This window comes from Halobacillus sp. H74 (genome assembly GCF_052246715.1).
Taxonomy (GTDB): Bacteria; Bacillota; Bacilli; order Bacillales; family Halobacillaceae; genus Halobacillus; species Halobacillus litoralis_A.
In genome coordinates, this window is sequence record NZ_JBQQCI010000004.1 from 254,402 (window position 1) to 280,671 (window position 26,270).

At 42.2% G+C, this 26,270-nt stretch carries 19 protein-coding genes, 1 pseudogene and 2 riboswitches; of the genes and pseudogenes, 13 read left to right on the top strand and 7 right to left on the bottom strand.

Annotated elements, in window-relative coordinates; translation table 11 throughout:
• Positions 1–12 precede the first annotated feature (12 nt).
• The 3 genes from ACTWPX_RS10545 (at position 13) to xylE (ending at position 4,136) form a co-directional block, all read left to right on the top strand.
• A complete protein-coding gene (locus ACTWPX_RS10545) occupies positions 13–921 on the top strand; it encodes a fumarylacetoacetate hydrolase family protein (protein ID WP_443119733.1) in 909 nt (302 codons plus the stop codon).
• A 21-nt stretch (positions 922–942) separates the two neighbouring features.
• A complete protein-coding gene (gene gucD, locus ACTWPX_RS10550; RefSeq protein WP_281974735.1) occupies positions 943–2,403 on the top strand; it encodes an alpha-ketoglutaric semialdehyde dehydrogenase GucD in 1,461 nt (486 codons plus the stop codon).
• A gap of 308 nt (positions 2,404–2,711) precedes the next feature.
• Complete coding sequence (gene xylE, locus ACTWPX_RS10555; RefSeq protein ID WP_443119734.1) at positions 2,712–4,136, top strand: D-xylose transporter XylE; 1,425 nt, start codon at positions 2,712–2,714, stop codon at positions 4,134–4,136.
• Between the two features lie 95 nt (positions 4,137–4,231).
• Here the strand turns inward: xylE and ACTWPX_RS10560 are convergent, their stop codons facing one another.
• From ACTWPX_RS10560 to ACTWPX_RS10570, 3 genes are all read right to left on the bottom strand, one after another.
• Positions 4,232–5,386 carry an ROK family protein gene (locus tag ACTWPX_RS10560; RefSeq protein WP_443119735.1) on the bottom strand — a complete coding sequence of 385 codons (1,155 nt, stop codon included), beginning with the start codon at positions 5,384–5,386 and terminating at the stop codon, positions 4,232–4,234.
• A gap of 105 nt (positions 5,387–5,491) precedes the next feature.
• Positions 5,492–7,108, bottom strand: a complete 1,617-nt coding sequence (locus ACTWPX_RS10565; RefSeq protein ID WP_443119736.1) for a glycoside hydrolase family 43 protein — start codon at positions 7,106–7,108, stop codon at positions 5,492–5,494.
• Between the two features lie 24 nt (positions 7,109–7,132).
• Positions 7,133–8,311: an ROK family transcriptional regulator gene (locus tag ACTWPX_RS10570; RefSeq protein WP_443119737.1), complete on the bottom strand. Its 1,179-nt coding sequence runs from the start codon at positions 8,309–8,311 to the stop codon at positions 7,133–7,135.
• 225 nt (positions 8,312–8,536) lie between these two features.
• Here ACTWPX_RS10570 and xylA point away from each other — a divergent pair, with 225 nt between their 5' ends.
• The 3 genes and pseudogenes from xylA (at position 8,537) to ACTWPX_RS10585 (ending at position 12,729) form a co-directional block, all read left to right on the top strand.
• Positions 8,537–9,865 (top strand): xylose isomerase, encoded by a 1,329-nt coding sequence (gene xylA, locus ACTWPX_RS10575; protein WP_443119738.1) that lies wholly within the window; start codon positions 8,537–8,539, stop codon positions 9,863–9,865.
• A 3-nt stretch (positions 9,866–9,868) separates the two neighbouring features.
• Positions 9,869–11,365 (top strand): xylulokinase, encoded by a 1,497-nt coding sequence (gene xylB / locus ACTWPX_RS10580; protein WP_443119739.1) that lies wholly within the window; start codon positions 9,869–9,871, stop codon positions 11,363–11,365.
• A gap of 396 nt (positions 11,366–11,761) precedes the next feature.
• A pseudogene (locus tag ACTWPX_RS10585) lies at positions 11,762–12,729 on the top strand (aldo/keto reductase).
• Positions 12,730–12,894: 165 nt separating this feature from the next.
• On the opposite strand, the gene metE reads toward ACTWPX_RS10585, so the two are convergent.
• The gene (gene metE / locus ACTWPX_RS10590; RefSeq protein WP_443119740.1) at positions 12,895–15,198 is read right to left on the bottom strand and encodes a 5-methyltetrahydropteroyltriglutamate--homocysteine S-methyltransferase; all 2,304 of its coding nucleotides are present in this window, start codon (positions 15,196–15,198) and stop codon (positions 12,895–12,897) included.
• 130 nt (positions 15,199–15,328) lie between these two features.
• Positions 15,329–15,536, bottom strand: a riboswitch (cobalamin riboswitch).
• Positions 15,537–15,592: 56 nt separating this feature from the next.
• A riboswitch (SAM riboswitch) is annotated at positions 15,593–15,706 on the bottom strand.
• A gap of 158 nt (positions 15,707–15,864) precedes the next feature.
• Between metE and ACTWPX_RS10595 the strand changes: the two genes are divergently transcribed.
• The 4 genes from ACTWPX_RS10595 to ACTWPX_RS10610 all read left to right on the top strand — a co-directional run bounded on the left by ACTWPX_RS10595 (position 15,865) and on the right by ACTWPX_RS10610 (position 17,707).
• Positions 15,865–16,122 carry a class I SAM-dependent methyltransferase gene (locus ACTWPX_RS10595; RefSeq protein ID WP_443119741.1) on the top strand — a complete coding sequence of 86 codons (258 nt, stop codon included), beginning with the start codon at positions 15,865–15,867 and terminating at the stop codon, positions 16,120–16,122.
• Positions 16,123–16,130: 8 nt separating this feature from the next.
• Positions 16,131–16,517, top strand: coding sequence for a hypothetical protein (locus ACTWPX_RS10600; protein WP_443119742.1), 387 nt, complete (start codon positions 16,131–16,133; stop codon positions 16,515–16,517).
• Between the two features lie 155 nt (positions 16,518–16,672).
• Positions 16,673–17,011 carry a n-acetylglutamate synthase gene (locus ACTWPX_RS10605; protein ID WP_443119743.1) on the top strand — a complete coding sequence of 113 codons (339 nt, stop codon included), beginning with the start codon at positions 16,673–16,675 and terminating at the stop codon, positions 17,009–17,011.
• A gap of 237 nt (positions 17,012–17,248) precedes the next feature.
• Positions 17,249–17,707, top strand: coding sequence for a DinB family protein (locus ACTWPX_RS10610; protein ID WP_443119744.1), 459 nt, complete (start codon positions 17,249–17,251; stop codon positions 17,705–17,707).
• A gap of 280 nt (positions 17,708–17,987) precedes the next feature.
• On the opposite strand, the gene ACTWPX_RS10615 is transcribed toward ACTWPX_RS10610, so the two are convergent.
• The 3 genes from ACTWPX_RS10615 to ACTWPX_RS10625 all read right to left on the bottom strand — a co-directional run bounded on the left by ACTWPX_RS10615 (position 17,988) and on the right by ACTWPX_RS10625 (position 22,208).
• Entirely contained in the window at positions 17,988–19,313 is a 1,326-nt protein-coding gene (locus ACTWPX_RS10615) for a glycoside hydrolase family 68 protein (protein WP_443119745.1), read from the bottom strand.
• 16 nt (positions 19,314–19,329) lie between these two features.
• Positions 19,330–20,643 (bottom strand): glycoside hydrolase family 68 protein, encoded by a 1,314-nt coding sequence (locus tag ACTWPX_RS10620; protein WP_443119746.1) that lies wholly within the window; start codon positions 20,641–20,643, stop codon positions 19,330–19,332.
• A gap of 785 nt (positions 20,644–21,428) precedes the next feature.
• Complete coding sequence (locus ACTWPX_RS10625) at positions 21,429–22,208, bottom strand: DeoR/GlpR family DNA-binding transcription regulator (RefSeq protein WP_443119747.1); 780 nt, start codon at positions 22,206–22,208, stop codon at positions 21,429–21,431.
• A gap of 401 nt (positions 22,209–22,609) precedes the next feature.
• Between ACTWPX_RS10625 and ACTWPX_RS10630 the strand changes: the two genes are divergently transcribed.
• The 3 genes from ACTWPX_RS10630 (at position 22,610) to ACTWPX_RS10640 (ending at position 26,208) form a co-directional block, all read left to right on the top strand.
• Positions 22,610–23,587: a substrate-binding domain-containing protein gene (locus ACTWPX_RS10630; RefSeq protein ID WP_443119748.1), complete on the top strand. Its 978-nt coding sequence runs from the start codon at positions 22,610–22,612 to the stop codon at positions 23,585–23,587.
• A 72-nt stretch (positions 23,588–23,659) separates the two neighbouring features.
• Complete coding sequence (locus tag ACTWPX_RS10635) at positions 23,660–25,216, top strand: sugar ABC transporter ATP-binding protein (protein WP_443119749.1); 1,557 nt, start codon at positions 23,660–23,662, stop codon at positions 25,214–25,216.
• Entirely contained in the window at positions 25,213–26,208 is a 996-nt protein-coding gene (locus tag ACTWPX_RS10640) for an ABC transporter permease subunit (RefSeq protein ID WP_443119750.1), read from the top strand. The genes ACTWPX_RS10635 and ACTWPX_RS10640 overlap by 4 nt, the downstream gene beginning before the upstream one ends.
• The last annotated feature ends 62 nt before the right edge of the window (positions 26,209–26,270 follow it).

Sequence of the window (26,270 nt, forward strand, 5' to 3'; positions counted from 1 at the left end):
GGAGGCGATGTCATGAAAATTATTAAATTCAAAAAACAGGATGGCTCCCCACAGCTGGCTGCAGTTAAAAACGAGACTCTCGTGTATCCACTGCCCTATGAGGACTTCCTTGAAGTGATTCAGCAATCTGAAAAGGAAGGAACTTCATGCTTAGCCATTGTCGAGAAAGCCATCGGGAAAGTGGAGGCTCTGCCAGTGGAGGTGGAGGACCTAACCTTGCTTCTTCCTCTGGAGGCTGACGAAGTATGGGCCTCTGGCGTTACATACTTGAAGAGTAAGAATGCGAGGAATTATGAAGCCTATGATGGGAAAGAAGAAGTGGCCGATTCTTATTATGACAAGGTGTACGATGCTGACCGCCCGGAAATTTTCCTCAAGTCTACGAGTAAAAGGACGATCGGGCCGAAGCAGCCTGTTTATCTGCGCAATGATTCCAATTGGCAGATTCCTGAACCTGAGTTAGGCCTTGTCCTTAATAAATCAGGCAAGATCGTCGGCTATACGGTCGGTAATGATATGAGCAGCCGTGACATCGAAGGGGAGAACCCATTGTATTTGCCACAGGCGAAAATCTGGAAGCATTCCTGTTCTTTCGGCCCAGCCATCCGCTTAGCAGAAACAGTAGAGAATCCTTATGATTTGTTGATTACTTGTAAAATCATCAGAAACGGCACCGAAGTTTTCGAAGAGAGTGCCAGCACATCGCAGTTGAAGCGCACCTATGATGAGCTGATCGAATATTTAATGCGTGATAATGACGTATTCGACGGCACCGTGTTGTTTACAGGGACATGCATCATCCCCGGCAATGATTTCACATTGGCAGAAGGGGATGTCGTGGAGATCACCATCCCGGAAGTAGGAACATTGAGCAATCCCGTTGAGAAAACACCTGTTTCAAATACAGTGACTTCATCTTAAATCTACTTAGGAGGTATGAAAATGAGTGTAACGACAGAAACACAAAATTACTTGAACTATATCAATGGAAAGTGGAGTGAGTCTGAATCCAGTGAACAGTTGAAAAGCACAAGCCCGGCCAATCCTGATGAGGTTTTAGGACATGTGCAAGCCTCTACAAAACAGGATTTGGAAAGAGCGGTGGCAGCGGCTAAAGAAGGACAGAAAAAATGGAAGAAACTTTCTGGAGCTGAACGAGGAAACCTTTTATTCAAAGTGGCCGATATTCTTGAGAATAATATCGAAGAGATTGCAGAGACAATGACAAGGGAAATGGGTAAAACTCTTCCTGAAGCGAAAGGTGAGACCAACCGTGGTGTGGCGATCCTGCGTTATTATGCCGGCGAAGGAATGAGAAAAGAAGGGGATGTCATCCCATCGACGGACAGCTCTGCTTTGATGTTCAGTAAACGGGTACCCCTTGGTGTGGTAGGAGTGATTACACCTTGGAACTTCCCTGTGGCGATTCCATTATGGAAAATGGTCCCGGCTTTAATTTACGGAAATGCGGTTATTCTTAAACCGGCTACTGAAGCTTCCGTTACAGCTGCAAAAGTCATCGAGTGCTTTGATAAAGCCGGCCTGCCTGAAGGTGTAGTCAACTTTGTGACAGGTAAAGGCTCTGTCATCGGACAAGGGTTGGCGGAACATAAAGATGTGACAGCTGTTACGTTTACAGGATCAAACGCTACCGGAAACCACATTGGTCAGACCGTTGCAGCAAGAGGCGGAAAATATCAATTGGAAATGGGCGGGAAAAACCCATTGATCGTAGCTGACGATTGTGACTTAGACTTGGCTGTCGACGCAGCGATCAGTGGCGGCTTGAAGTCGACCGGACAAAAATGTACGTGCAGCAGCCGGGTGATTGTCCAGGCAGGTGTCTATGATAAGTTCAAACAGAAACTGCTTGAGAAAGTCAGTGAAATTAATGTCGGCGATGGCCTTGAAGCTCAATCATGGATGGGGCCATGTGCGACTAAAGAGCAATATGAAACGGTCCAAAAATATATTGAGATCGGTCAAAAAGAAGGTGCAGCATTGGTCTACGGTGGTCATACCATTGATAACGGCACGAACGGCTACTACATTGAGCCGACCGTTTTCGATGAAGTGTCGACAACCATGAAGATTGCCCAAGAAGAAATCTTTGGTCCTGTTTTAGCCTTGATGAAGGTGGAGACGATCGAGGAAGCCATCGAGCTGGCTAACGATGTGGACTTCGGATTGAGCGCATCGATCTTTTCGAAAAATATCGATCACATCCTTTCCTTCATTGATGATATTGAAGCGGGCTTAGTAAGAATCAACTCCGAAACTGCCGGAGTGGAGCTGCAGGCACCATTCGGTGGTATGAAAGCTTCCAGCTCTTATTCAAGGGAGCAAGGAGAAGCGGCGAAGGAATTCTTCACGACTATGAAAACTGTATTTCTTAAAGGGTAAATAATAGAATGATAGAAAAAAGCAAAGTCCAGTTCAAGCTGGCTTTGCTTTTTTTTATTGTCATCCATAGCCTTAGTCTGTTTCTTTGCTGGGAAAGATAGCCTTTTAACTATATAGATGTGTCCTTAAGATATTCAAACCTTCATGATTGGGTGACAAAAACTAATACCACTTTCTGTAAAAAGATTAAAAATACTTAGTTTATTCACTATACAAACAAAGTTAGTACTGATACAATATTTATTATGAAAGCGATTACTGAAAATGAGAGGAGGAAGGAGTAGTCTTGTCTTCTACTCTGTTCGAGAATGAAAAAGAATAAGAACATTTACATTGTATTGATCACGTTAGTCGCTACATTAGGCGGTTTATTATTCGGTTATGATACTGCGGTCATTTCTGGTGCCGAAGGATCGTTGCAGAATTACTTTGCTGAGAATTTGGACTTAAGCTCCCTTGTCCACGGATTGACTGTTTCAAGCGCATTGATCGGGTGTATCATCGGAGGGTTATTATCCGGTTATTTTGCAACTCGGTTCGGACGTAAACGTACATTAATCTTAGCTGCTGTGCTATTTTTGTTTTCAGCATTAGGATCTGCTTATCCTGAACTCCTTTTCTTCACAGCAGGGGAACCTAGTTATGCTCTTCTCTTATTATTTAATGTTTATAGAATCATTGGAGGGATCGGTGTTGGTTTGGCATCTGCCGTTTCCCCGATGTACATTGGCGAGATTGCTCCCTCTCATATTCGGGGCCGTCTAGTTTCCTTAAACCAATTTGCGATTATTTTCGGTATGCTTGTCGTATACTTTGTGAACTGGGGAATTGCGAAAGGGCAGACGACAGAGTGGGTCAATGAGATTGGCTGGAGGTTGATGTTCGCTTCCGAAGCCATTCCTGCACTGTTGTTTTTGCTGCTTCTATTTACAGTTCCTGAGACACCGCGTTATTTAGCTTCACAGAATAAAAACGATGAAGCATTCTCGATCTTGAACAAAATCTACGATAAGACGATGGCGAAAGCGACATTATATGAGATTAACAATTCCTTCGATACACAAAAAGGAAAGCTATTTTCTTTTGGTGTTTCCATAGTCGTTGTGGGGATATTGCTTTCTGTATTCCAGCAATTCGTCGGCATCAATGTGGCTCTCTATTATGCACCGCGAATTTTTGAAAGTATGGGTGCTGCCCGAGATGCTTCGATGTTCCAAACGATTATTATGGGATTGGTGAATGTCATCTTCACTGTCATCGCTATTTTGACAGTCGATAAATTTGGCCGCAAACCACTATTGATCATAGGTTCTATTGGGATGACAGTGGGGATGTTCGGGGTGGCAGGACTTGCTTATGCCAATGCGATTGGAATAGCGACACTTATCTTCATCATCATATATACAGCTTCCTTCATGATGTCCTGGGGGCCGATCGTATGGGTATTGATTTCTGAAATTTTCCCTAACAAAATCAGAGGACAAGCGGTAGCTATCGCCGTAGCGGCTCAATGGGCTGCAAATTACTTCATTTCATCCACTTATCCAATGATGATGGAATTCAGTGGGGGCTTTACGTACACCTTCTATGGTGTGATGAGTATTCTTTCAGGTTTATTCGTCTGGAAGTTCGTCCCTGAAACGAAAGGAAAGTCATTAGAACAATTGGAGATGCGCTTGCGTAGGGGAAAAGATGAAAAGGGGGATCACAAACCAATCGCCCAATCCAAATAGTAACACTCCTATACATCTATCAAAAAAAGAAGGATTGAGTGGCCAGGCCATTCAATCCTCCTTCATTCAGATAACTGTTTCGCGGCCGACTGCTCTTAGAAAGAGTTTTCGATGAACTGTTCGACCATGTAATGGCTTGAGCCCAGTGCTGTCGTGTAGTGGGGCGATTGAGAGAAAGTGATCTCGACCTCTTCTTTATGGAAGCTTAACGTGTGGCGGTCGACCGCTTCTCTAACGGATTCCTGGAGAAGGTCTTCAGCCATTGCCAAGCGGTTGCCGATTACAACTTTTGCAGGGTTGAACGTGTTCAGAATATTACTGATTCCGATCCCTAAATGATAACCGATGTCAGCGAACAAGGAGGCTATCTTTGGATTGTGTCCGGCTTCCTCAATCAGCGATTCTAAACTGGGATTCGTCGACTCTGACAATTTTTCTGCTTCGATGATCAAGGCTTTTTCAGATGCATACATTTCCCAGCATCCTTGACTTCCACATGAACAGTCCCGGCCATTTATATCGATCATCATGTGACCAAGTTCACCGGAAAAGCCCTTTTTGCCGCTGTAGATTTTTCCGTCGATAATCAGACCGACACCAATACCGATTCCGGCACTTACATAAACGATATTATCTTTCCGGGAAGTGGCGGGGCTCTGTTTCCTTTCTTCATAGGCACCTGCATTCGCCTCATTATCAATCGTGACAGGGAGGTTGAAGGTCTGTTCGATTTCCTGTTTCAAGTTGACGCTTTCCCATTGCAGGTTCGGTGCTAACAGGATCGTGCCAGTATTGTCCACCATACCCGGGACACCTACGCCTATGCCAACGATGCCGTATGGAGAGGCGGGGGCTTCGTCTATTAAACTTTGGATCATTTCTGTAATCACAGGAAGCAATTGTTTGAAGTCATATTCGGAAATGGTTTGTCTTTGTTCGGAAACGATTTCCCCGTTCAAGTCGGTCAAGACGGCGATAATATAGTTGACTCCAAGGTTGACTCCTATTGAAAAACCGGCTTTTTCATTGAAAAGAAGCATCAGAGGTCTTCTTCCTCCGCTGGAAGACCCCGGGCCAAGTTCGTAGATGATTTCCTCTTCGATCAATTCTGCGGCAAGTGAAGAGACGGTTCCTTTAGTGACGCCGAGTTTTTTAGCAATCGCCGTCCGTGATACAGGGGCTTCATTCATAATCGTCGTTAATATTCTTTTTTTATTTTGTGATTTAATGGATTGTTGAGACCAAGACATAGCTTTCTATCCTCCAGACAATCTGTCTATACTTTAATCATTATTGTATCATATTTTTGAAATGGAACAGCCCCGGGCGGGTAGTCCGACCGGGGCTGTTTGTCGTTATTTTTCTGGATGATCTTTGTATAGGAAGTAATCAAAATCTGCATACTGATTTTGGCCTGAGGTGTCCTGGCACTGCATCCCGACAAATGCTCCTGTAAAGAAGCCACCTCCGTCCACATAATCATCGGAAAGTTTGTAAGAGGGCAGAGAGACGGGTACTGTATGCCACGTCAAACCATCGAAGGAATAGGAATACGTGTATGTGTTAGTTTCAACTTCCACTCTTAAATAGACATCCTCCACATGATCCGGAATGATGACCGGGTCCTCTAACGGTTGAGAAAAAGCGAAATGATCGCAAATGGTCAAGTCAAGGATTCTCGTATTCAATTCTTCATCCCAGGTGATTTGAAGAGCCGTCCAATTCTTCGTATTGTAATAGTTTACGAGTCCGGCAGCCTGTTGGAAGGTCTCCGGCCTGAAGTCCACTTTCGTTTCTGCACAAAAATTAAAATGCTGCCATCTCCGGGCTACGAAGGCTTGGGTGAATGTTGATGTCAGGGATTCTTTTCCGTATATTCTCAGATGACTGGGTCTCTCATCAAGGGAAATGATTCGATCATCAAGCGGGATACGCAAAGACTGAAAATGGTGATTCAGACGACTCGAGTCGAATTCATCCTTCTCTGCAAAATCCTTGTCCCATTTGACTTCTTCAATCGCCGGTCCATCGATGACAGAGGAAGGTTGGTTACCGCCGGTAATGTACGGCCAGTCATTTTTCCATTCGATTCTCTGGATAGCCGTTTCCCTGCCTAGTGGACAATAGCCTCTGGGATCCAGCAGTGCATCATTTTCCTTTGGCAGTGGTCGCCCTGTCAAATGGAGGAGAAACCACTCTCCGGTATGAGTTTTCACCATGGAAGCATGCCCTGCTTTTTGAAGAGGGTTTCTGGGATATGGCCAGGTGGTAATCAGTGGATTTTCCGGATGGACTTCATAAGGACCTCTCAGCTTAGTCGAACGGGCCATCGTCGCCTGGTGATCGTATTTGGTCCCCCCTTCTGCGGTGAGTAAATAATAATAGCCATTCATTTTATAGAGATGGGGGGCTTCTGTAAGTTTTATGTCTGTGCCTTTGAAAATGATCTCAGGCTTGCCGATCAGCTTTTCCTCATCGGGACTATATTCCTGGAGGACAATTCCATAGAAGCTGTGCCGGCTGATGCGGTGGTCCCACACCATGTTCACTAAGTATTTCCTTCCATCATCATCGTGGAAAAGGGAAGGGTCGAAGCCTGAACTGTTCAGATGAACAGGATTGGACCATTCGCCATCAATGGTCTCACATGTGACCAGATAGTTATGAGCATCTTTCCATTGTCCGTCAACGACCTTCACATCTGTATAGATGAGCCAGAATTTCCCTTCACTATAAGATAAAGCTGGTGCCCATACTCCGCCTGAATCCGGGTTCCCCCGCATGTCCAATTGTTCCACTCGGTTCAATGGACGGGCGATCAACCGCCAGTTTTTCAAATCCTTAGAATGATAGATTCCGACACCGGGAAACCATTCAAATGTCGATACAGCAATATAATAATCTTCCACTAACCGGCAAATGCTTGGGTCAGGATGAAAGCCTGTCAAAATAGGATTTTCAATCGTTGCCATCATCATCACCTCTTTAATAGTTTGTTAAACAATCATCGTGTGTTCGTGAATGTTGACTTTCAGAAAATTCTCGAATGTGAAAGCAGCCATTCCTAATGCAGAGGAATGGGAATGGAATTCTGAGAAGTGTATATTCAAAGGATCCTGTTGAAACCACAGTGCATTTTGCTTCGTTCTTTCCAGCATCGGCTGTTCAATCCATTGCTTGGCAGCTGTGATTCTATTGCCGATGATGACCCTGCTCGGGTTGAAAGTATTAATGATCGTTGTCAGACCGATGCCTAAATAGGTTCCGATCGAATGGAACGAATCAAGCGCCTTTACATCACCATTCTCTGCTTTTTCAATCATTTTTTTCAGCGGGTCAGAGTCTTCCGGCAAATCGTTTAGCGAGAGTGCTTGTTCAGATGCGTATAATTCCCAACAGCCCTGATTTCCGCATCGACATCTCCGTCCACTTCCTTCAACGGTCATGTGACCCATTTCTCCGGAAAAACCATTCGTACCTCTGTAGAGTTCACCGTTCATGATCAGACCGACACCGATTCCGACGCCCACGCTGACATAGACAATGTCCTTCTCCCAGCGGCCTTTGCCGAATGTCTTTTCTCCATAAACTCCGGCATTCGCTTCGTTCTCAATGATTACAGGGCAGGAGTAGCGCTGTTGGACCATATCTTTGACATCAACATTCTCCCAGCCGAGGTTCGGTGCTAAGAGGATTTTGCCTTCTTTACTGACCGCACCAGGAACACCGATGCCTATCCCGACGACGCCATATTCACTTGACGGAGCCGAATACATGAGATGGTCGATCACTTTGAAAAGCTTTTCCTTAATATGCGCAAAGGAAAGGTCTTTAAAGTGGATCATTGATTCTTCGCAAATGTTTCCTACGAGATCTGTGCGGATGCCAAGAATGTAATTCACCCCGATATCAACACCGATTGAATAGCCTGCCTTTTCGTTGAACAGCAACATGACAGGTCTTCTTCCACCTTTGGACTCTCCGGGACCTTTTTCATAAATCAAACCCTCATTTAATAGTTCCGTTACCTGTGAGGAAACTGTTCCCTTATTCAATTGGGTCTCGTTGGCGATATCGGCCCGGGAGATCGGAGACTTGTTCAGAATGGTTTCTAATACAAGTGATTTGTTGACATTTTTAATTGTGAATTGGTTCCAAGTCGTTTTCTTATTCATCGTTTTCCCCATCGCTTTCCATTTTTTTAAAAGTATAGCACAATTTTATTTGTTTATCCATTGGACAAACAAAGATTAGTTTGGTAGTCTTTGGTTAAACATTCAAAAAACAATGAAAATTCATTACTTTTGAGAAGGAGGTCGCTTATTACAGAAAGCGTTTTCTCAGACTGTGACTCCCATTTATCAACCGAACTTAATTGTAAATACCAGGAGGTTTATTAAATGACTTATTTTGATAACATCGATAACATTAAATACGAAGGTCCTCAATCAAACAATCCCTATGCATTCAAATTTTATAACCCAGAAGAAAACGTAGGCGGACGAACGATGGAGGAGTACCTTCGTTTCGGTGTCGCATACTGGCACACATTCACAGAAGATTTGTCCGATCCATTCGGAACAGGTACCGCGATCCGTTCATGGGACCGTTATGGTGGGATGGACTTAGCTAAAGCGAGGGTAGAGGCGGCCTTCGAATTTTTTGAGAAACTGAACGTCCCTTATTTCTGTTTCCATGATGTCGATATTGCACCAGAGGGAAGTAATTTAAGGGAGTCTAATCAGAACCTTGATACGATTGTTGCCATGATCAAAGATTATATGAAAGACAGCGGGACGAAACTGCTTTGGAATACGGTCAATAACTTCACCCATCCCCGTTTCGTCCATGGCGCGGCTTCATCCAACAATGCGGATGTTTTTGCCTATGCGGCAGCCAAAGTGAAAAAAGGTCTGGAAATCGGTAAAGAATTAGGGTCTGAAAACTATGTGTTCTGGGGCGGTCGTGAGGGTTACGAAACCCTTTTGAATACAGATATGAAACTGGAACTGGACAACCTGGGCCGCTTTTTCCATATGGGTGTGGATTATGCGAAAGAGATCGGGTTTGATGCTCAATTCCTCATTGAACCTAAACCGAAAGAGCCGACGACCCACCAATATGATTTTGACGTAGCTTCCGGCTTCGCCTTCCTGCAAAAATATGATCTTGCTGATCACTTCAAATTCAATATTGAAGCAAACCACGCAACGCTGGCTGGACATACATTCGAACATGAACTTCATTATGCACGAATCAATGATATGTTAGGTTCTGTGGATGCGAATCAGGGCCACCCGTTGCTGGGCTGGGACACGGATGAGTTTCCTTCAGATCTTTACTCTACGACACTGGCAATGTATGAAATTATCAAAAACGGCGGACTGGGTTCTGGAGGGTTGAATTTCGATGCGAAAGTACGTCGAGGCTCCTTCGCACCTGAGGATTTATTCCATGCACATATCGCTGGGATGGACAGTTTTGCTGTCGGGTTGAAAGTCGCTCAGAAATTGGTGGATGATGGTGTACTTGATAACCATCTGAATGAACGCTACAGCAGCTTCGGTGAAGGAATCGGCAAGGACATCGTAGAAGGGAAAACGGATTTCCACAAACTTGAACAACATGCATTAGGGCTTGATGGCATTCAGAACCAATCCGGAGGCTTAGAAAAAATCAAAGCGAAAATCAATCAATACTTACTGACAATGTACGCAGAGGAGAAATGATCGATGAACCATGTGATTGGTGTTGATTTAGGAACAAGTGCTGTAAAGCTATTGCTTGTCGACCAAAAAGGTGGCATTGCTGCAGAGGTTTCTAAACCGTACCCTCTTATTCAAGAAAAAAGCGGGTACAGTGAACAAGATCCTGACGTTTGGGTGGAGCAGACTTTAGCTGGGCTGGAAGAGCTCGTTCAGCAAGCACCCTGTTCACCAGAAGAAATTGAAGGGATCAGTTTTTCAGGACAAATGCACGGCCTTGTTTTATTGGATGATGAAAGAAATCCTTTGAGGAATGCAATTCTTTGGAATGATACCCGGACGACAAAGCAGTGCCATGACATCAACCGGCTGGTAGGAGAAGAACGCCTGCTTGCGATTACGAAGAATCCGGCGTTAGAGGGTTTTACTCTACCGAAGATTTTGTGGGTGAAAGAAAATGAACCGGATCTTTATGAAAAAGCTGCTACTTTTGTATTGCCGAAAGATTACTTGCGGTACCGGCTGACGGGTGAATTAGCGATGGATTATTCGGATGCAGCTGGTACGCTATTGCTTGATCTGGTTTCGAATCGGTGGAGTGAGGAAATCTGTGAGACGGTTGGCATCAATCCTGCCCTTTGCCCACCACTTGTCGGTTCTCATGAACAAACGGGGCATATCGCTTCAGTTAGCGCAGATCGCACAGGCCTGACTATGAATACAAAAGTCTTTGCAGGCGGTGCAGATAATGCGTGCGGAGCGATCGGCTCAGGTATTTTGACGGACGGAAAAACATTGTGCAGTATCGGAACTTCTGGTGTCATCCTTTCTTATGAGTCCAGTCGGGACAAGGATTTTTCCGGGAAAGTCCATTATTTCAATCATGGAGCTCCGGAGGCTTATTATACAATGGGAGTCACGCTTGCTGCCGGAGACAGCCTCAGCTGGTATAAGAATGTTCATGCACCTGAAGTACCTTTTGAACAATTTGTCCAGGGGGTTGAAGAAGTCTCTGTCGGCTCTAATGGATTATTGTTCACACCTTATATATCAGGAGAGCGGACGCCGCATGCAGATGCCATTATAAGAGGCAGCTTCATCGGTATGAATCACTCCCATACAAGGAACGATTTCACACATGCCGTCATGGAAGGGATCACTTTTTCCTTGAAAGAATCACTCGAGATCTTCCGTGCTCATGGCAAAAAAATTGATACTATCGTTTCGACTGGCGGCGGGACTAAGAATGATTACTGGCTGCAGATGCAGGCAGATATTTTCAACGCTGAAGTCGTCAAACTTTCCAGTGAACAGGGGCCGGGTATGGGAGCGGCCATGCTTGCCGCTTACGGTTGTGGCTGGTTCCAATCTCTTGAAAGCTGTGCAGATGAATTTTTGACGGTGGATAAGACTTATGTGCCTGATCAAGAAAGAGTGGAGAAGTATGAGGTGTTGTTCGGCATCTACCAGGATGTTTATGAACAAACGAAAGATTTGAATGAACGTCTTGTTGCTTATCGTTAATGGAGAAGGTTGTTGCTTCTCACGAATCGCTTGTCGGTGGATGCTTGCCGCGGGCACGGCCTCAGCTAACTTGGTCAAGAAAATCACTTGACCAAGTGGATCTTCGGCTCGTGCTGTTCCCGCAGGCGTCACCACCGAACGCTCATCGTGGAATCAACAGCGGACCATCTAAAAAAGAGTGATTTTCTTCGATTTAAATAAGAAGATCACTCTTTTTTCTTTGATGCATAACTCAGAAAGTTGCAGTTCTTCAGTAGCCTCAACGACTCGCTTTCCGCGGTAGAGCTGGATGACCCGTTTTCCCAGCCACCTTCTCCGAATACAAAAGCCTCGAAACTAAGTATTCTGGATATGGGGATTTTGTTGTTGTGTTTATTACAAAAGGGAGGGAATGGAATGAATTATAATACACTCGGAAAGACAGATTTAAAAATCAGTGAACTGGGTTTCGGAACGTGGGCGATTGGAGGCAGCTGGGGAAAGACCAATGATGAAGAAGCCTTAAGAGCAATTGAATTGGCCGTCGAACGCGGAGTGAACTTTTTTGATACAGCCGATGTGTACGGGATGGGTCATAGTGAAGAGCTTTTAGCGAAAGCCTTGAAAGGAAAAGAATCACAGGTTCATATCGCTACAAAATTTTGCCGGCAAGGCGATATTCATAGTCCGGAAACGTATACGATGGCCCAGGTTTCTTCTTATTTAGAGGATAGTTTACGTAGGTTGAATAGAGATCAAATCGACCTCTATCAATCATTGTCCACCATTTGAGATTTTGGAAGATGGACGTGTTTTTGAAGTACTCGAAAAGTTGAAGCAAGAAGGGAAAATCCGAAACTACGGTGTTAGTGTCGAGTCGGTCGATGTTGGAAAATACGAATGCAGACGCCCTGCAAGTCATTTTTAATTTGTTCCGTCAAAAGCCCTTGGAGCAATTATTCCCTGCAGCAAAGGACAAGGGTGTGGGTATCTTAGCGCGCGTACCTTTGGCGAGTGGGTTACTGATAGGTAAATATACAGAAACACATAAATTTGAAGAAGATGACCATAGGAACTTCAACCGTGATGGTGAAGCGTTCAATGTCGGGGAAACCTTCGCAGGATTAGAGTTTCCAAAAGGTGTGGAGCTGAGCAGCAAGTTGAATTGGATCGCAGAAGAGCGGGGAAATATGTCCAGGGCGGCTTTGAGATGGGTCATGCAGCAGGAAGAAGTGACAAGTGTGATTCCAGGATTCCGTAACCGAAAACAGGTGGAAGACAATTTGTCGGCTGTTGAGGTAAAGCCGTTTAGTGAGGGAGATCTAGAACAGTTACGTGATTTTTATCAAAAAGAAGTGCATGAGTTTATCAGAGGTGTTTATTGATAACAAAGGTTATAGATGTTCAAGTCATGTATTTGGAGGTTGTATAATGATTGTTAATGGGGAAGATGGCTGCTTCAATCTATCAGGTTGTATGCTCCCGCTTCTTTACAAAGGAAACAAAACGCTCAGGGATTAATCCCTGAGCGTTTAAAAGTATGAAAATTTTCAGGAACCACTTACACTTTGTTTTACTTTCTCACGTGCCTTTCGCGCTGCCTCAACCATGTTTGTGAGAGCAGCTGCGGTTTCTTCCGTTCCTCTGGTTTTCAATCCGCAGTCAGGATTGACCCAGAATTGACGAGGGTGAAGGACTCGTAAAGCGCGGAGGATGTTTGCTTCCATCTCTTCCACATGCGGAACTCTAGGACTGTGGATGTCATAAACTCCTAGACCAATTCCTTTTTCATAGGATATTTTCTCAAAGTCAGCTACAATTTCTCCATGGCTGCGCGCGGCTTCAATAGAAATGACATCTGCGTCCAATTGGTCGATGGTAGTCATAATCGTTCCAAATTCGGAATAACACATGTGTGTATGAATTTGGGTTTCATCTTTGACCAACGACGTTGCAAGTTTGAAGGCATATACAGCTTTTTCTAAATAATCGTTCTGTTTTTCTTCTTTAAGTGGTAATCCTTCGCGTAAGGCAGGTTCATCGACTTGAATCATACGAATACTCTTATCTTCCAAGGCTTTTACTTCTTCTTGTAAAGCTAAAGCAACTTGCTTTGTTACTTCAAATCTGCTGATATCCTCTCGAACAAAGGACCAATTAACAATTGTGACCGGTCCTGTTAACATTCCTTTTATCGGTTTATCTGTCAACGATTGCGCATAGGCTATTTCCTTCAACGTCATCGGTTGCTGGTGGACAACCTCTTTATAAATAATCGGTGGTTTGACGCAGCGAGATCCATAGGACTGCACCCAGCCAAACCTTGAAAATACAAATCCCTCCAGTTTCTCACCGAAAAATTCAACCATATCGTTCCGCTCAAATTCCCCATGCACTAAAACATCCAGTCCCCATTCTTCCTGTCGACTGATCCACTCAGATATATTGTTTTTAATAAAAGTTTCATAGTAGGAGTCTGTCCACTCCCCTTTTCTCCAATTCATTCTCGCTTTCCGAATCCCATTTGTTTGAGGGAGACTGCCGATTGTCGTTGTCGGAAGTAATGGGAGGTTGAAATATTTCTCCTGAAGCTTCTGACGAGTACGATAATCAGAGGCTCTTCCGATTTTTTGTTCTTCCCATGTATTCGTTCGATCTTTTGAGGAATCCTTTTGTTCCTTGTCCCCCCATAACTGGATAAGGGCTTCCTTTTGTTTAGTCAATGTTTCTTCCACTGATTCTTTTCCTTCGTTTAATGCTTTCGTCAAGAGGGCTGTTTCCTGCAATTTTTGATCAGCAAAAGAGAGACCGTCTTTCAATACAGGATCAATCTCCTTCTCCGTCTCTATGGTTACAGGAACATGCAATAAACTGCAGGAAGGCTGCACAATAAGACGTTCGTTATCTACCTTTTTTAAAATTGTTTCCAGCTGTGTTAGCTGTTTTTCCAGGTCTGCTCTCCAAATATTTCTTCCATTTATTACACCAGCAGCGAGGGCTTTTTCCTTTGGAAAACCGTATGTTTTCAAATTATCCAGGTTTTTCCCACTATCGTGAACGAAATCAAGACCGATACCAGCCACAGGAAGTGAGACGACTTCTTCATAATGATCGACGGCTTCAAAGTATGTTTGAATCAAGATGTTTACATCCGGCAATTGCCTATGGATCAATTCATAGACTTCATTGAAGAGTTGAAGATCCTCTTTTGTAGTAGAAGTGCAAAGGATCGGTTCATCGAACTGCACCCATTCGGCCCCGGCGTTTTTCAGTTCTTGAAGCACTTGGATGTATAGAGGGACAAGCTTCTTCAAAAGGAAGTTTCCCTTGTTTTTTTCAACACCCTTCGCAAGTGTAATGAAAGTCATTGGACCTAAAAGGACGGGCTTACCAATAATGCCAAGGTGTTCTCTTGCTTCGTTAAAATAATGAAGAGGGAAATTATTGATTAATTCAGGATTTGAATTTCCATCAATTTCAGGGACAATGTAGTGATAATTTGTATTAAACCATTTTGTCATTTCAGAGGCTACGACTTCATCATTTCCACGGGCAATATCAAAATAAGTATTAAGGGAGTCACTTTGATTATAGTTTCCGAAGCGTTCAGGGATCAGACCAAACATAAAAGACGTATCAAGCACGTGGTCATAGAGAGTGAAATCCCCTACAGGAATAAGGTCAACCCCTTTATCCATTTGCTTTTGTAAATGGTCAAGGCGAATTTTTTTCATTTCATCCAATAATTGATTTTCAGAAATTCCACCTTGCCAAAAGCGTTCAAGTGACTTTTTCCATTCTCGTTTTTCACCAATTCTGGGATAACCAATTGTCGAAGTTATTACACTTGTCATCACGATGCCTCCTAATGATTTTTTCAATAAAAAAATCCCTCTATTTATTAGAGAGATGGTTATGACGTTAAAAAACTCATACGGACGTAAAATGCATGCGCGCCAAAACACCTCCCTATTCCTCGTAGGTTTAGTGTACGTTCAACAGGCAGGTCTCCTGACTTATGTTCAACACAAACCTGAGCCTTCCCATCGAGATTCATAAATAAGATAGTGGCATGCAAGCAGGTTTGCTCCTATATACAGTGGCGGGACCGTGCCGGACTTACACCGGACTTCCCTTTTAAGCTGCCTAAGATCGAAGTGGTTTAGGCAGCACCTGAAGATATACGATATTAAATTTTCTTCATAAATACAAAAACCTCTCAATTTGAGAGGTTTAGACATTCGACCTCTCTTATTTTTCAAAGCACTTGCTTCGCTGGAATTAGCACCTAAATCAACGTAGGTATATTGATTCGGCTGCCGGGTTTCATAGGGCCAGTCCCTCCACCTCTCTGAATAAGAGATTATGATTTATGATTAAAAGAAATACTAGCATGGGGTTTCGAGGCTGTCAAATTGGATAGTTAAAATTAATAGAAAAGAGCAATACATCGACTTCAGTGATCTGATTTGCAATAATTGGTAGTAATATATAAATGCAACCATATGGAGGGAGAGCTATTGATAACACAGGCCAAGTATTGGGACGAACGTTTTAAAGAAGGGGAAATTTGGGGTGGATCACCATGTCCTTCAGTGGATATGAGCTTGCCGCATCTAAGAGATAACCATATCCGTTCAATCCTTGTACCAGGATGTGGTTACGGTAGTAATAGTTTAGAATTAGCTCAAAGTGGATTTAAGGTTAAAGGTATAGATGTCTCATCAGAAGCTATAAAGCTTGCATGCAGGAACATAAGTGCCGAGAAAGAAACATAGAGTATCAAGTGGAAGACGTACTTAAACCAAATGATACTAAGGAGAATTTTGATGCGATTTATTTATCAAATGTTTTACACCTATTTTTAAAAGATGAACGTACTTTACTTATGAACCAAATGAATAAGCTATTAAAGCAGGAAGGTTTAATGATTTTTACTTGCATATCTACTGAAGACCATAAGAATTTCGGGGTTGGAGAAGAAATTGAGGAAAATACCTTCTTACATGATGGTAAGTCATTGCATTTTTATGATGAAAAAGAAATTGACCATGAATTACCATCTAACTTTAAGGTTTTAGAGCTGACATTACATACTCAAACAGAAACAGATCCAGCTGGGAACAAAGAGGATTTGGTTTTATGGTTTGTGGTCGCTAAGAAAGTATCTTAAGGAAATGGAAGGATCTAGTGATTGTAATGAATGTTATCTCGATTTCTAGTCTTCAGGAATAGGGGCGATTCAAAAATAGTGGATGTCTCCTTTTTTATTCAAATTTTAAAAATTGTATGATAATATTGTAGCTTACAAGTTCAAGGAGGGATTAAATGATTCATTATAATAATCGCCAATTTGTTTCAATAGAGAATACGGAAAGTGGTGAAGTATCTTCCAAAACTTATTTTGACTACTATCAAGAAGGAAATATCCTTTATGCTGATTACTCAGGGGGAGAGATAGTCAAAGGGAAATTAGTAGGAATAGTAAATACCGATGACACTTTAGAATTCCGATATAATCATGTGAACACATCAAATGAAATCAGAGGAGGGAAGTGCAAATCAGTTCCCCACTTAAACTCTGAGGGGAAAATTGAGCTACATGAAGATTGGCAATGGCTTGATAAAGATCAAACCAAAGGAAAATCCATAGTTAGGGAAGTTTAATGGTTATTACATAAAGAATATAATAAAACATTTGAGTTCTTTTAAATTATATTTCAATTTCAAATCTTCAACAATAGGGGCTTTCCTTTAGTAATTTGGGAAGAGCTTATTTAGTGCTGATCTAAATGGGATATTGACTGGTTTGATATAGAGATATAACCAAGGCAAGTCTGAGCTGAATGTTTGAGGACGGTAAGGTGGAAAGCTAGAATTATAGGTAAGAAGGGAGATGATAACATGAACGAAGGACAGATTTTTCAACAGATCAACCTGGTAAGAAAAGCGACGTTGAAGGAATTGGACAATGTCACAGAAGAACAGGCGGATAAACAGCCGGAAGGATTCAGGAACACGATCCGCTGGAACCTCGGACACATTTACGTGGTGCAAAACTCATTGATTGCTAAGTTCGGCGGCAAACCGATCGAAACGCCGTCCAGCTATCTTAAACTGTTCGCACCAGGCACAAAACCGGCCGATTGGCATGGCGACATCCCGACACTTGCTGAGCTGAAGCAAGAGCTTGAGGAACAGCCGGCTAGACTGAAGGAAGCGCTCGCAGGGCAGCTGGATGATGAAGCGGCAGAAGCCTTCTTATCCCTGCCGACAGTTGGAGAAATTCTGAATTTCACATTGTACCATGAAGGGGTACATACCGGTACGATTAAAGCCTTGAAAGAAAATACGGCAGAGTAAAGGGAAAAGCTGACTAGAGGGGTTAGTCAGCTTTTTTTCTTGATGATTTCATACTGTCTTATTCGCAAAAAAATAACCACCCATAGCTTTACCATCATATAGTAGTGGTAATTTTTCGCACTATGGCGAGTGAACCCCCTAAGATGCTATTGCACTAACCGTTTGGTGTTCTTCTATCCACGATAATATCACGTTAACTAAAAATGGATTTTTTTGACTAGACAATCAAATTTTTAAACAAATTGAAAAGTCAAAGGCATATAGCCTTTGACTTTAGTGTTTATTTGAATATGCCAGCGTCCATCTCTTTGACGATTCTAGTTTCATCTTTATGAATAGAAAGTTTAAGAGAAGGAGCTAAGGTTCCACCAAAATGATCGAATTGGAATTGTTCAGATTGCTGACCGATCTCGCTGACTTTCAGTCCATTCAAGTCATAGAAATTGGCAAAGCTGATGACTGTACCATTCGGCATGACCATCCAGGAATACGTCTGATATGGCTCATCTTTTGGATTCGCAACAACTAGTCCATCTCCATTCAACGGCTCATAGCCTTCTGTCAATGAATCAGAAGCAAAACCATAAAGCCCGTCCGGCCCTGTGATTCCAGGGGCAAACTTATTCTTGTGCGTATCTGTGAATAAGTAATACTGGTTCCCCTTTGTTACGATATGCGGACGCTCAAGCTCCTGATTTACACAGTTCGCTTCCATGATTGGAGGAAGGATTTCATAGTCAGTCAGGTCATTATTCTTCGCTTCTGCTATCCCGATACTTCCATTGAAAAGCTTGGATGCTTCCGGTGCATCATGGTCAGCTGCAAATTCTTCTGAGCCAATATGTTCAGACTGACATGAACGTTCTGCTGGAGCTCCGTTGGAGTTTCCTTCGAATAGAATATATTCCTTTCCAGATTTAGGGTCCTTAAAGAACCAAGGGTCACGGAATGCGTAAGCAATATCGCCTTGAGCTGATTGCTCTTTTGTTTGATAATACTTTCCTTCTGGCTCTAAAATGATTTCATGATCTGACCAGTTTGAAAACTCGATTTGACCTTTAGCTACGTCTACATCTGCAGAAGCTTTAGCTAAACGCTGCTCATAGGTTAATTGTGTTTCACCTTTTCTACCTGTAGCCGTATAGAAAAAGTGGATCTTGCCCTCATCGATCATGGCAGAACCGGCCCATTGCCTTGAACCTAACGCGTTTCCATTTTCAAACACCTTTCCGCCTAACTTCCAGTCTTTCCCGTTCTTAGAATAAAAGTAGCGGATTTCAGCAATGTCATGGCGCTTCCCGGGCAGGACATCACTAGGAGCCGTCAAGGACATAATGATTTTATAACCATTTACCGTAGCGATGGAACCGTCTTTATTGCGAAGTGGCCATGTATCCCACACGTGGTATTCTGGCGCAATCCTTTCTAAATCTTCCTTCGAAATCTCAGGAGCTGTGTTATCAGCATTCTGTTCAATCTTTGTCACATCTTCTCGTGTCCAATTGGAGTTACCTTCATCCGCAAATACAGAAGCAGGAGTAAGTAAAGAGGAAAACAGTGTTGCCATTCCAAGAATTGAACCGAAGACTTTAGTCTTTTTACTCATAGAAATTCCTCCCTTATTAGTGTGATGGAATAATTTGGCCAGGCTTAAGGGCACCGTTCACTTTCGTTTCATCTCCATTAATGGAAAGTTTCAAAGTAGGAGCGAACGTACCGCCTTGCTGTTCATTACCATTTTCATCAATGTACTCATTCACGAAACTGATAACTGTACCATTCGGCATGACAGCATGAGAATACGTCATAAATGGATCATCTTCCGGGTTCGCAACAACAAGTCCGTTATCATTCAATGGCTGATAATCTCCTCGAAGGGAATTGTTAACGAATCCGTAAAGACCATCTGGACCATTTAGACCAGGTGCGAATGTGAACTGGTGAGTAATCGTAAACAGGTAATACTGTCCACCTTTCACTAGAACATGTGGACGCTCTAGCTGTTGGTTTACTCCATCAGCTTCAAAAAGCGGCGGAAGCAATTCGAATTCTGTCAATTCTTCATTCTCCGCTGAAGCAATTCCTATATTTCCGTTGTAGTCTTCAGCACCCTCTGGAACTACATGGTTTTCTCTGAATTCTTCGCTGCCGATATTTTCAGGTTCTAAAGTTTTGTCATGCCCTGCAGAGTTTCCTTCAAAAATGATGTATTCCTTGTTTGTTTTCGGATCTTTAAAGAACCAAGGATCACGGAAGGAATAAATGATATCCCCTGTTTTTTGCTCTTGTGTTTCATAATACTTCCCTTCAGCTTCTGCAAGAATCGTATGCTCTCCATGATTGCTTAACTCAACAGATTTATTTTTCTTGTCTACACCAATGTCAAACGTCGTTTTAGCCAAACGCTGTTCAAACGTCGTGGTTTTTTCTCCTTTACGCCCACTTGCTGTGTAGAACAAGTGAACCTTTCCGTCTTCTTCCATCATCGCAGAGCCAGCCCATTGTCGGGATCCTAGTGCTTTGTCGGGATCATATGATAAACCGCCCATCTTCCAATCTTTGCCGTTCTTAGAATAAAAGTAGCGAATTTTTGCTTCGTCATGACGGCCACTCCATGTATATTCTTTAGATGCTGTTAGTGCAAACACAACTTTGTACCCGTTTACTGTCGTGATGGAACCATCACGATTGCGTAACGGCCAAGTGTCCCATACCCAATAATCAGGAGCGACTTGATCAATGTTGTCAATGTCAGGTGCGGTATTTCCTTTATTTAGGTTAAAATCCTGAGCGTCTTCACGGGACCAAACCGCTGTTTCCGTTTCACTTTTCTCTGCCGCACTTGCGATTCCTGGTGTCTGTACCAATCCTCCCACTAACATGATAGCGGATAATGCTACCCCTTGTACTACTGATAAATTTTTACCTCTCTTCATCATTCACACTCCTTAAAAAATTTGTGTATAAAAGCTTTCGACATAAATCTAATACATGGATGATGATAAAACAAATGCATTTTCCAGTGGCAAAAGAAGGGAGTATATTGTCCCCATAAGCGGGCAGTAACTACAATGTAAACGCTTGATACAAATTTGATAGAACGATTACATTTTATTAAAAATTAATCCTAAAGATAGAGGAATCGATTCCACATTCGGGTTTATTATCCTATTCTTTTGCACCTCTTAGCCCCCACCCCATGTTGTCTAAGAGGATGAACTCTCTTAATATAGGTTTATTTATCTACTAGTTATTGGTTTTATTAGTATTATTTTCTTTTTAATAGTTTTTTTTCCGGTATTAACCACATTAAATGTTCCTTTAGTTCTGATTCATTTGAATTAGAAAATATAGTGCAAGGTAATTTCCTTAAGCTACTAAAATTGCTCCTGTTTAATTGACTCTATAGAAAAAGAACTCAAGAAACAGGAGTGGTATGGCCATTAGAAGTGCATTCCTGATTTTTAAAACGACTTCCTCTATGCTCTATCCCCCACCCTTGCTAAACAATGTAAAAAAGGAGAGTGCAACAGCACTCTCCTCAGCTTGTTAAGAACCCCCTTGTTTTCTGCAGCTTTTTTTCTTGTTTCAGGAGCACAGACCATACCCTTTCCGGGGAGGAACGATCAGCAAAAATAGAAGATGAATTACCTTGCAGCCGAGTAACTCCTTAGAAAGGATACACTACAGGGTTGAGAGCATCGCCTTAATATTACGAAAACTATGCTTTTACCATATGTACATTGACATCATAGCGGTGCATTTCTTCCTCAAAGTTGGTCTGGACCATCTCATCAGTAATACAAAAATCAATTTCGGTAAGATCTGCAACTTTTGCAAAATTCACTTTTCCAATTTTACTGTGGTCACTGAGAAGTATGGTGTGCCGGGCATTGGTGATCATCATCCGTTTAATCCGCGCTTCTGTAAGGTTAGGGGTCGTGATAATCCCATCTTTTAGATCAATTCCATTTGTCCCTATGAAAGCCTTATCAATTCGGATCATGTTAAGAGACTGTTCGGCAAAAGGACCGACTAGCGCTGAAGTCTCTCTTCGTAAATTTCCACCGAGCAGCATTACCTCTAGACCGGGAAGATCTGCTAATTCCTGCATGATGATGATTGAGTTGGTAACAATCGACAAATTATTAAATGTTTTTAACTCCTTTACCAGTTCATAAGTTGTGGTTCCCGAATCAAGTAAAATGGCATCCCCGTGATTAATAAACTCTATTGCCTTTTTGGCAATCGCTTTTTTTTCTTTAATATAATCCTTTTTTCTTTTCCCTATGGATTCTTCAAAACTCACAGGCTGCAAGAGAATAGCGCCACCGTGTGTCCTTTTTATGTTGTCGGTTTCCTCAAGCTCTTTTAAATCTCTGCGTATCGTAGAGTCAGACACATTAAACTGCTGGCTCAAGTCCTGTACGGATGCCCTTGACATATGACGCAAGTAATCAAGAATTTGTGATTTCCGTTCTTCCATAAATATTGTAATCACACACCTTTCTCCTTCTCCCTATTATAATCGATTTTTGCTGATGAAAGAAAAGCATTCAATAGGTTTCAAAGTATAGGAAGACTCTTCCAATGCTCATTTGTTTATAAATGAGCGTAAATAATCATGGAATTGTATGAATTTTAGTAAATATAAAACTAGTGACCCCTTGATTAATAGTAAAAACACTAAGTTATACAAATATTTTAAATTTTTAAAAAACTAATTGACAAAAATTATTCGTGCATATATCATCAATAATAAGCAAAAACAATCAACCATTATATGCCATAGATGGCAGACGAAAGAAATGTCATTTATGTATGCTCGGTGGTGGAGGGGGGGAATGATCTTGGTTTTGTAAGCGCTTTATAAGAATGATTACTAAAGGGGGAAGGAAACAGATGAAGGTAAGGTATAAGAGTTTTGCTGTAGTGTTGATGGGACTATTACTACTTTTTACGACTGCTTGCGGAGTGAGCAATGAAACTTCTGGGCAAGGGGATGAAAACGCTGACAATTCGGGGGATGAAAAGCTGAAAATTGGCTTAACGTTAAATAATCTGGCTAATCCGTTTTTCGTTTCGATGAGTGATGCAGCGGAATCCTATGCTGAAGAGATGGGTGCTGAAATCATCGTTCAGGCTGCTGATGCAGACTTAGCGAAACAAACCTCCCAAATTGAAAATTTTATAACCCAGGGTGTGGATTTGATTTTACTTAATGCTGTTGATTCTGAAGGGATCGCAGGTGCTGTTGCACAGGCAGATGCCGCCGGTATTCCTGTTATAGCTGTTGATGTAGGGGCAGACGGCGGGATAGAGGCGACGGTTACCTCTGATAACTATCAAGCAGGTGTCCTTGCTGCTGAATATATCATTGAGGACCTTAACGGAAAAGGAAATGTAGTTGTGATCGATGGGCCTCCTGTAACCGCTGTAAAAGATCGAATTGCCGGGTTTGAAGATACCATCGAGGGTACGGACATCAAAGTGATTGCTAAACAAAACGGGGAAGGAAGTCGCGAACAAGGGTTAAAGGTTATGGAAGGCATCTTGCAGGCCAATGAATCTGGTACCATTGACGCCGTTTTTGCTAATAACGATCCTGTGGCTATAGGGGCTGAAATAGCTCAACAGCAGGCAGACCGCCAAGATGAATTTTATATCGTAGGTGTCGATGGATCGCCTGATGTGATCGAAGCGATGAACAAGGAAGGAAGTTCTATTGCTGGTACATCCGCACAACACCCAGACAAAATGGTTAAAAAAGCTATGGATATAGGGGTGAAAGTTTTAGAAGGTGAATCTGTAGACGAAGTGGTCAAAATTCCAGTTGATCTAATTACACAGGAAAATGTAGATTCTTATTCTGGCTGGTAAGATTTCCAAACCTCCATGCAAGGTCCTTCTGTTAAGGACCTTGCATGAATCTGGGAAAGGGTGTGGAAGTTCATGCTTACAAATGAAAAAGTAAGAACATCTGATATTACGGTAGAGTCTGTCCTCAGTATGGAAGGGATATGCAAAACTTTTTCAGGTGTTACCGTTTTAAAAAATGTCAATATCGACCTTTATCCCGGTGAAGTACACGCTTTAATGGGAGAAAACGGTGCAGGAAAATCAACGTTAATGAAAATATTGTCTGGTATTTATACCCCAGACCAAGAAAGCGGTGCAATTACGTACAAGGGTGAACATATTTCTTGGAAGGGACCGCTCCACGCAAGGCAAAAAGGGATCAGTGTCATCCATCAGGAGCTGAACCTCTCCTCAAACCTCTCAATCAGTGAAAATATTTTAATGGGGACGAAGTATCCAAGAAATAAACTTGGCATGGTTAAGTGGGGGGAAGTACATAATCGCGCCAAGGAAGTATTAGATTCCATGGGGCTGGATTTAAGCCCAGAAGTTATAGTTTCTACACTCAGTACTGCTCAGCAGCAAATGGTTGAGATAGCGAGAGCGCTTTCATACAATGCAGAGGTGCTGATTATGGATGAACCGACAGCTTCTTTAACAGATAAGGAGATTGATCGGTTATTCCAAATTATCAATGATTTAAAGAAAAACAGGGTAGCTATTGTGTACATCTCACATCGTATGGACGAAATATTTAAAATTTCTGACCGTTATACGGTTTTAAGAGATGGAGAATGGATTCAAAGTGGTCCAATCGGCGAAACAAATCCAGATCACTTAGTAAGTTTAATGGTTGGCCGTGATATGAAAGACCTGTTTCAAAGAACATCTAGTAACTATATTAAAACAGAAATGGCTAAACCAGCCTTAGAAGTCAGAAACTTAAGTGATTCTACCTTTGTTAAAGATCTTTCATTTAAAATTTACCCTGGTGAAATCGTAGGTTTTGCAGGATTAGTTGGCGCGGGGCGTACAGAATTGGTCAGGTCAATATTCGGTGTTTCTAATATTCAGGATGGTGAAGTCTATATTGAAGGAAAGCAAGTGTATATTAATTCCCCAATAGATGCGATTAAATATGGGCTTGCTCTAGTGCCAGAAAGCAGAAAGGAACAAGGATTGTTTCTGGATATGTCTGTAAAAGAAAATATTTTAATGGCTGAATTATACACATTTACAAAGAAAGGAAAGATCAACTGGAAGGCGTTAAATCATTCAGCTGAGCAATATATTCAAAAGTTAAGAATTAAAACGGCCTCTGCCGAACAAATTATTTCGGGATTAAGCGGCGGGAATCAGCAGAAAGCTGTAATCGCAAGATGGCTCTCGACCAATCCAAAAGTATTGCTTTTAGATGAACCAACACGTGGTGTTGATATTGGGGCTAAAACCGAAATACACAAGATTATATCTGAACTTGCTGATCAAGGTCATGCTGTATTAATGATTTCATCTGAGCTTCCTGAAATCATGGGAGTAAGTGACCGAATTTGTGTGATGCATGAGGGAAGTATTATGGGAGAATTGCACAAATCGGAAGCAACACAGGAGAAGATTATGAATCTTGCTACAGGGGGAGATGGAAAATGAAATCCATTTTGTCACCAAATCCACAGCCAAACACACAGTCAAATACACAACCAGGATTTAACATAGCAAACAGTCTGTCACTTCTATGGAACCGCCTTGGAATGATTATTATTCTAGTTTTGTTATGTATAGTGATGACAATCATCGCACCCAATTTTTTAGAAACTTCTAATATTACCAATATCCTAAAACAAGTTTCCGTAATTGCTATTTTGGCAGCTGGGATGACGATTGTCATTTTGACCGGCGGAATTGATTTGTCTGTAGGTTCGATTGTGGCTCTATCAGGAGTGGTTTCTGTAATGGCTTCCCAAGCCGGGATCAACCCTATTCTAGCTATGATGCTTGGTATTGGAGCAGGGTATGTCATTGGTTTTATTAATGGTTTTTTTACAGCGAAAATTGGGTTACCCGCCTTTATTGTAACATTGGGTAGTATGACTTATGTCAGGGGACTTGCTTATGTATCAAGTGGTGGTTACCCTGTGGTCCTTGAGTCGAGTGCATTTAAGTTTATCGGTGCAGGTTCTGTTCTTTCCATTCCTACACCTATTTATATCATGTTATTTGTATATATCGTCATGTTTTTCGTTTTGAAATATTCTATGTTTGGCCGTCACATCTATGCCATCGGAGGGAATGAAGAAGCAGCCAGACTAACAGGGATCAAAGTTAAGAAAACACTTATCAATGTCTATTCGATCAGTGGCCTGCTCGCCGGGTTAGGCGGAGTAGTCCTGGCCGGCCGTCTTTATTCCGGTCAGCCTACAGCAGGAAATATGTATGAATTAGATGCTATTGCGGCTGTTATTTTAGGGGGATCAAAATTGACGGGCGGATCTGGAAAAATCCAGGGGACTATTATTGGAGTTTTGATTATGGGGGTCATCACAAACGGACTCACTCTCATGGATGTTAGTTTTTATTGGCAGCTGGTTGTAAAAGGCGGGGTTATTATATCTGCTGTATTAATTGATCGGTTACGTTCCTAACGTATCTTAATTATCCTATTTAAGGAGAGTGGGAAATTGATAAAAAGAACAGGGAAACGGCT

Excerpts from the sequence above, each read along its gene's own strand:
- ACTWPX_RS10640 (WP_443119750.1), top strand. The coding sequence starts at position 25,213 with ATGAAATCCATTTTGTCACCAAATCCACAGCCAAACACACAGTCAAAT.
- ACTWPX_RS10570 (WP_443119737.1), bottom strand. The coding sequence starts at position 8,311 with ATGAATAAGAAAACGACTTGGAACCAATTCACAATTAAAAATGTCAAC.
- ACTWPX_RS10620 (WP_443119746.1), bottom strand. The coding sequence starts at position 20,643 with ATGAAGAGAGGTAAAAATTTATCAGTAGTACAAGGGGTAGCATTATCC.
- ACTWPX_RS10635 (WP_443119749.1), top strand. The coding sequence starts at position 23,660 with ATGCTTACAAATGAAAAAGTAAGAACATCTGATATTACGGTAGAGTCT.
- xylB (WP_443119739.1), top strand. The coding sequence starts at position 9,869 with ATGAACCATGTGATTGGTGTTGATTTAGGAACAAGTGCTGTAAAGCTA.
- ACTWPX_RS10605 (WP_443119743.1), top strand. The coding sequence starts at position 16,673 with ATGATTCATTATAATAATCGCCAATTTGTTTCAATAGAGAATACGGAA.
- ACTWPX_RS10560 (WP_443119735.1), bottom strand. The coding sequence starts at position 5,386 with ATGTCTTGGTCTCAACAATCCATTAAATCACAAAATAAAAAAAGAATA.
- ACTWPX_RS10545 (WP_443119733.1), top strand. The coding sequence starts at position 13 with ATGAAAATTATTAAATTCAAAAAACAGGATGGCTCCCCACAGCTGGCT.
- xylE (WP_443119734.1), top strand. The coding sequence starts at position 2,712 with ATGAAAAAGAATAAGAACATTTACATTGTATTGATCACGTTAGTCGCT.
- gucD (WP_281974735.1), top strand. The coding sequence starts at position 943 with ATGAGTGTAACGACAGAAACACAAAATTACTTGAACTATATCAATGGA.
- ACTWPX_RS10630 (WP_443119748.1), top strand. The coding sequence starts at position 22,610 with ATGAAGGTAAGGTATAAGAGTTTTGCTGTAGTGTTGATGGGACTATTA.
- ACTWPX_RS10610 (WP_443119744.1), top strand. The coding sequence starts at position 17,249 with ATGAACGAAGGACAGATTTTTCAACAGATCAACCTGGTAAGAAAAGCG.
- ACTWPX_RS10615 (WP_443119745.1), bottom strand. The coding sequence starts at position 19,313 with ATGAGTAAAAAGACTAAAGTCTTCGGTTCAATTCTTGGAATGGCAACA.
- metE (WP_443119740.1), bottom strand. The coding sequence starts at position 15,198 with ATGACAAGTGTAATAACTTCGACAATTGGTTATCCCAGAATTGGTGAA.
- xylA (WP_443119738.1), top strand. The coding sequence starts at position 8,537 with ATGACTTATTTTGATAACATCGATAACATTAAATACGAAGGTCCTCAA.
- ACTWPX_RS10565 (WP_443119736.1), bottom strand. The coding sequence starts at position 7,108 with ATGGCAACGATTGAAAATCCTATTTTGACAGGCTTTCATCCTGACCCA.